The sequence below is a fragment of the Mesoflavibacter sp. CH_XMU1404-2 genome (genome assembly GCF_037029465.1).
Taxonomy (GTDB): Bacteria; Bacteroidota; Bacteroidia; order Flavobacteriales; family Flavobacteriaceae; genus Mesoflavibacter.
On sequence record NZ_JAYMEM010000004.1, the window covers coordinates 83,387 to 89,419 of the forward strand.

Sequence of the window (6,033 nt, forward strand, 5' to 3'; positions counted from 1 at the left end):
ATGAAATATCTTTTTCTAATCCTATTTTCAATTTCAACATTAAGTCTTGCTCAAGATTACACTGCAATGACTTATAATATTAAATTGGATTATCCAAAAGAAGGCGAAAACAGTTGGCAAAACCGAAAGCCTTTTTTTATTAATCAAATTAAGTTTTACGAGCCAGATGTTTTAGGTGTACAAGAAGCTATGCCTAATCAAATGAAAGATATGGATAGTCTGTTGACCGATTATAGTTTTGTTGGTGTTGGTCGAGATGACGGAAAAAATGAAGGCGAGTTTTCTGCAATTTTTTATAAAAAGAAGGAGTTAAAAGTGCTTCAATCTTCAACATTTTGGCTATCAGAAACTCCTGAGAAAGTAAGTATGGGTTGGGATGCTGTTTGTAATCGAGTTTGTACCTATGCTTTATTTCAACATAAAAAAACAAAAGAAACGTTTTGGGTCTTTAATACGCATTTTGATCATGTAGGTGAAGTAGCTAGGCAACAAAGTGCTGCCTTAATTCTTGAGAAGATAAAAACATTAAACACAAAAAATTATCCAGTTTTACTAATGGGTGATTTTAATTTAGAACCAGAAAGTAACCCAATAAAAACTATCACTTCTACTTTAGAAGATAGTAAAAATATTGCCAAGTTAACATTTGGTCCAAAAGGTACTTTTAATGGGTTTAATTTTGATAAAACTGTTAAAAGAAGGATAGATTATATTTTTGTTTCAAAATGGGCTATTTTAGTAAAAAAATATGCTGTTTTAAGTGATAATTGGGATTTAAAATATCCTTCGGATCATTTACCTGTTTTTATTTCTTTCAATTTTTCAAAAAAAGATAAATAAAAGAAATAGAGATAATTAAGATAATCAGTATTCTTTTTAATGACCTTAATTGGACTTTATTAGACTGATTTTAAAACATGTTTTAAGTTTTTTAACTTACATTTAGATTCTTAAAAAGACACTAACTAAATACTATAAATTAAAAATGAACAAAAAAGTTTTCTTACTGTTAATTACCATAGTTTCTGCTTTAGGTGGACTACTTTTTGGTTATGACACCGGAGTTATTAATGGCGCACAGTTTTACTTAAGTAAATATTTTGAATTAGACGCAGCTATGAAAGGTTGGGTTGTAAGTAGTGCGCTTTGGGCTTGTCTTGTTGGAGCAATTGTAGCTGGTCCTTTAAGTATAAAATTAGGTAGAAAAAACTCATTAATTATTTCTGCTATACTATTTACTATTTCTGCATGGGGATCAGGATTACCAGATATGCTACCGCAAACCATTAACGTATTAGTAATCTTTAGATTTATTGGAGGATTAGGTATTGGTATTGCATCTATGAATGCGCCTATGTACATTGCAGAGATTGCACCAAGTAACATTAGAGGAAAAATGGTTAGTTACTATCAATTAGCTATTGTTGTTGGATTTTTCGTTGTGTTTTTAGCAACTTATTTTATTGGAAATAATTTAACTGAAGCAGAGAATATAGACTTTGGTTGGAGACGAATGTTTTGGTCAGAATTAATCCCAAGTGGTTTATTTTTAATCCTATTATTCTTTGTGCCTAAAAGTCCGCGTTGGTTAGCTTTAAGAGGTGATGATAGCTCTGCTTTACAAATTTTAAGTAAGATACATGGTGTAGAACAAGCTCAAAAGGAAATTGTTGAAATTAAAAACTCTTTTGACACTAAAGAAAGTAAAGTAAAAGTTAACTACTTTTCTAAAGCTATTTTAGTAATAATTATCATAGGTACTGCGCTTTCTGTATTACAACAATTTACAGGTATAAACGCTGTATTATACTATGGTGCAGATATTTTTGAAAAAGCTTTAGGCTTTGGTAAAGAAGACGTATTAGCACAACAAATATTATTAGCTTTTGTAAACCTTGTATTTACATTTGTTGCTATGTTTACCGTAGATAAATTTGGTAGAAAACCTTTACTATATATTGGTTCTATTGGTATGATATTAGGATTTTTACTATTAGGTGTTTCTCTTCAACAAAACGCAGTAGGATTTATATCTTTATTAGGTGTTTTAATTTTTATTGGTTCTTTTGCTATGTCTATGGGACCAGTAGTTTGGGTTATTCTTTCTGAAATGTTCCCTAATAAAATACGTAGTGTAGCTATGTCTGTAGCAGTTGCAGCACAATGGGCTGCAAATGGATTGGTATCTCAAACTTTTCCAATGGTGATGGAAAGTGAAGCTAATAATAGCGCTCCTTGGAATGGGTCAATGCCATACTTTATATTTATCGCTTTTATCTTAGTGATTATATTTTTAACTTATAAATTTATCCCAGAAACTAAAGGAAAATCTTTAGAAGAGATTGAAGGATTCTGGAAAGAATAATAACAATAAAAAAGGCTCACTTAAAGCGAGCCTTTTTTATTTAATTTGATATCTAAAGCTTATTTACTAAGCATCAATAATTCGTTACAAACTACTTCTGTAACATAACGTTTATTGCCATCTTTATCTTCCCAAACACGATTGGTTAATTTACCTTCTATAGCAATTTCTTGACCTTTAGTAACGTATTCTTCAACTACTTTTACTAAACCGTTTTTAACAACTATATTGTGCCAATACGTACGTTCTACTTTGTTGCCATTTTTGTCTTTGTAGCTGTCGTCTGTTGCTAGACTAAATTTAGCCATTTTGTTTCCGTCGTTAAAGGTTACAATTTCTGGATCTTGTCCTAATCTACCAATCAACTGTACTTTGTTTTTTAATGCGTTCATAATTTTAATTTTTAATGTTAAACAGTTAATACTATCGAGTTCTAATGTTTCGACGTTGCAAAGATGAGACAGCTTGTGAATTTTATTCGGTTGTTACCTGTTTAATGTCGAATGTAATCGTTTGTTGTCGTTTGTAAATGTTTTTTGTTTGAAATAAAAGGGGAACTATATACAAGTTTACACTAAAAAGTAAAGTTTGATTTCGCACTTGTGAAATGTGCTTTTTTTGAAGTATGTAAGTTGTTTAATTTACGTTTACCAATTCCACTAATTCAGAATATCGAACATTAAGCATCTTGCCGACTAATAATAGTCAAATTAAATTCTTACTTGTTTATGAACGTATTTAAACGCTACTAATTCTACTAACATTAATAGCGTTTAATTATTATTCGTCATCTTTAGGGTTATAATTTAATCCCTTTTTAAGCTTTTTATTAAAATCTGATAATTCCTCTTTTTTTGGAGGTAATGGAGGTGGAGGTAATTCACCTTTTTTAACACCTTCAACCATTTTATCAAAATCAGATTTAAACTCCTTATCTTGTATAGGTCTAAATTTTTCATATTCCTTTTCAGCAAATTTTTTAGCTACATTAGACCTTATTTTACCAGCGTCTTTTAATATGTCATACTCGTTAAATATTAAAAAAGCATCTAATTTATTAACCCAATCACTCATATTCATCAACCTTCCTTTACTCGCTTGGTTTTCAGCATAATCTAAATACATTGTCACTATTCTATTTAGCTCTGATATTTCTTCATGTGACAAGTAGTTTTTAGCAACACTAACATCTGATTTTAAAATCTTACCTCCTTTTTTTTCATTTTTCCAACTTGTTAAACCCATGTTAGGTTTCTTAGAATTAGCTCTTAATTTTATTATTTCTGGAGCAGTATGTTGGGTTATAGCATACTCAAGTTTATTTTGAACAGTAGCAAAAAAAGTTTGAGTTATTGTAGCTTTTGGATCATAATCAACAGAAGTTGCATAAATATCAGTGATTTTTTGATAAAACCTTCTTTCAGAAGCACGTATTTCTCTTATACGTTCTATTAATTCATCAAAATAATCTTTATCAAATAAATTTTTACCTTGCTTTAATCTGTCATCATCTAAGGCAAAACCTTTTATCAAATATTCTTTAAGTACATTGGTTGCCCATATTCTAAATTTAGTAGCAGAAGGTGAATTAACTCTATAACCTACAGATATAATCATATCTAAGTTATAAAAATCTAATTCTCTATTTACATTTCGGGTTCCCTCTTTTCGAACTACTCGAATTTTTCGAGTAGTTGAACTCTTAGCCAATTCACCATCTGAATAAACATTACTAACATGATAGTTTATAGTATTTTCTTCAACTCCAAAAATTTCACTCATAGAACCTTGAGTTGCCCAAACAGTATCTTCATCTAATATGACTTGAATGTTTGTAGTTCCATTATCGGATGTATAAAACAGAAAATTATGTTGATTATCAATATTATCCATTAATTAAAGCCTTATAAGTTATTCTATTTTCTATGTTATTCAAAAGTAAATTAAATCTTTGACTTTCAGTAGCGTGACGTGAATTATATCTAAACACAAATTCATCTACATAAAATTGTAAGTGCTTTTTTGATGTAAAATGATAAATACCATAAATACCACGCTTTAATAAAGCCCAAAAGCTTTCTATTGTGTTTGTAGATACTCTACCTCTTACATACTCATTACCACTATGCATTACTGTTTTATGGTCGTAAACACGCTCTAATTTATTATAAGACCTTAATTCGTCAGTGTAAATAGTTGAGCCAAAAGAAATATTATTAACTATTGGAGGTAATAAAGATAATTCAGTTGAGTTTTCAACGTGCATCGCTCTTACTTCGCCATTTCTTTCAACCATACCTAAAACAGTTGATTTTTTATAGTGTTCTTTTGTTTCTTCGCTTTTATCTGCTCTTATTTTTGAACTTCTATTTGTAGATTTACCACCTACGTAAGTTTCGTCTATTTCAACTTCACCTTGTAATTTATCATTATCATCTTCATTTAATCCGAAACAATTTCTAATTCTTTGTAACATAAACCAAGCGCTTTTTTGAGTGATCCCTAAATCACGCCCTAATTGTAAAGAAGAAATCCCTTTTTTGTGTGAAGTAACTAACCAAATAGCCATAAACCATTTTTGTAAATCCATTTTAGTATTATCAAAAATAGTATTGGTCTTAACGTTAAAATATTTACCTGTGTTTTTACACTTGTATTTATTCCCTTTGCAGTCATATACTTTAGAAGTAGCATCAAAAGGGCTTACAACTTCACCATCCCAACGTAATAACTCTAAATGGTCAATACAAGATTGCTCTGTTGGAAAAGCTTTTATTAAGTCGATTATTGATTTTACTTCCTTGTTAAACATAACTATATTATTTGATATAACAAATATAGTAGTTATTTACACTAAAAACAAATTATTCGGTGTAAAAATATTCTAAAAAATTTTTTTTATACCAGAAAACATATATCTTGATTCGTTTTGTTAATAAAAATGTTAAAAAGAAGCATTAAGCATCTAAAAGAATATTAAAGAATTATACTAATTTAGTGTAAGGCTATTAAACATAAGTATAATTAAAAATATTTGGCGATGAAACAAACAGATTTAACACCTAAGACAATTCGTTTAAATCCAAGTTTATTGAGTAAAATTGAAGAATTGTCAAAAATTGAAAATAGAAATTTTAACAATATGGTAGAAACATTATTGTTAAGAGCAACAGGTTCTTTGAAATAATATAAAGATTTTTTATATCTTTGTATTGTCTAAAATACGACGTATAGTCGAATTAAATTGTAAAATGAGTAACTAACAGAGTTGAACAAGATTTAAAAAAATACTAATCAATAGATTTAAAACTTTTAGTTTCTTCTATTCATGTTATTATTATTTGGAGAAAAAACAACTCATTTAACAAAACAAAGCCCTGTCACCGTAACAGGGCTTTTAATTACCACATATTGTGGTAGTGCCAGATGATTGGTGCTGACCTTTGCAATCTAAAGGTTTAACATAAGTCAGTCATTAATTCGACGTGCTATGACGTATTTTAGACGAAAAAACGGTAAGTTGCAAAAGTTGATATTTCGCAGATGGAAGTTAGATAAAAACGGAAATCGCATTTATCCAAAGAAAGCAAAGTGTTTTGCTTTCTGGGTTTTTGTATAAGCTGACGAAAGCTGTTTTATAAGAGGTCTGCGGAACCTCTTTTTTTTTT

General features: G+C 29.3%; 6 protein-coding genes. 3 read left to right on the forward strand and 3 right to left on the reverse strand.

Annotation, left to right across the window (positions count from 1 at the left end; genetic code table 11):
- Together WA327_RS03325 and WA327_RS03330 are read left to right on the forward strand one after the other, a co-directional pair.
- Positions 1 to 840: an endonuclease/exonuclease/phosphatase family protein gene (locus WA327_RS03325; RefSeq protein WP_336066478.1), complete on the forward strand. Its 840-nt coding sequence runs from the start codon at positions 1 to 3 to the stop codon at positions 838 to 840.
- Between the two features lie 145 nt (positions 841 to 985).
- Positions 986 to 2,365, forward strand: coding sequence for a sugar porter family MFS transporter (locus WA327_RS03330; RefSeq protein WP_336066480.1), 1,380 nt, complete (start codon positions 986 to 988; stop codon positions 2,363 to 2,365).
- Positions 2,366 to 2,424: 59 nt separating this feature from the next.
- Here WA327_RS03330 and WA327_RS03335 read toward each other — a convergent pair whose 3' ends face one another.
- The 3 genes from WA327_RS03335 to WA327_RS03345 form a co-directional block, all read right to left on the reverse strand.
- Positions 2,425 to 2,757: a single-stranded DNA-binding protein gene (locus WA327_RS03335; protein WP_336066482.1), complete on the reverse strand. Its 333-nt coding sequence runs from the start codon at positions 2,755 to 2,757 to the stop codon at positions 2,425 to 2,427.
- Between the two features lie 388 nt (positions 2,758 to 3,145).
- Positions 3,146 to 4,258 (reverse strand): virulence RhuM family protein, encoded by a 1,113-nt coding sequence (locus WA327_RS03340; protein ID WP_336066484.1) that lies wholly within the window; start codon positions 4,256 to 4,258, stop codon positions 3,146 to 3,148.
- Positions 4,251 to 5,177: an IS1595 family transposase gene (locus tag WA327_RS03345; RefSeq protein ID WP_336066486.1), complete on the reverse strand. Its 927-nt coding sequence runs from the start codon at positions 5,175 to 5,177 to the stop codon at positions 4,251 to 4,253. Before WA327_RS03345 ends, WA327_RS03340 begins: the two co-directional genes overlap by 8 nt.
- A 228-nt stretch (positions 5,178 to 5,405) precedes the next feature.
- Between WA327_RS03345 and WA327_RS03350 the strand changes: the two genes are divergently transcribed.
- Entirely contained in the window at positions 5,406 to 5,552 is a 147-nt protein-coding gene (locus tag WA327_RS03350; RefSeq protein ID WP_336066488.1) for a hypothetical protein, read from the forward strand.
- The last annotated feature ends 481 nt before the right edge of the window (positions 5,553 to 6,033 follow it).

Coding starts and splice junctions, on each gene's coding strand:
- WA327_RS03325 (WP_336066478.1), top strand. CDS start 1: ATGAAATATCTTTTTCTAATCCTATTTTCAATTTCAACATTAAGTCTT.
- WA327_RS03330 (WP_336066480.1), top strand. CDS start 986: ATGAACAAAAAAGTTTTCTTACTGTTAATTACCATAGTTTCTGCTTTA.
- WA327_RS03335 (WP_336066482.1), bottom strand. CDS start 2,757: ATGAACGCATTAAAAAACAAAGTACAGTTGATTGGTAGATTAGGACAA.
- WA327_RS03340 (WP_336066484.1), bottom strand. CDS start 4,258: ATGGATAATATTGATAATCAACATAATTTTCTGTTTTATACATCCGAT.
- WA327_RS03345 (WP_336066486.1), bottom strand. CDS start 5,177: ATGTTTAACAAGGAAGTAAAATCAATAATCGACTTAATAAAAGCTTTT.
- WA327_RS03350 (WP_336066488.1), top strand. CDS start 5,406: ATGAAACAAACAGATTTAACACCTAAGACAATTCGTTTAAATCCAAGT.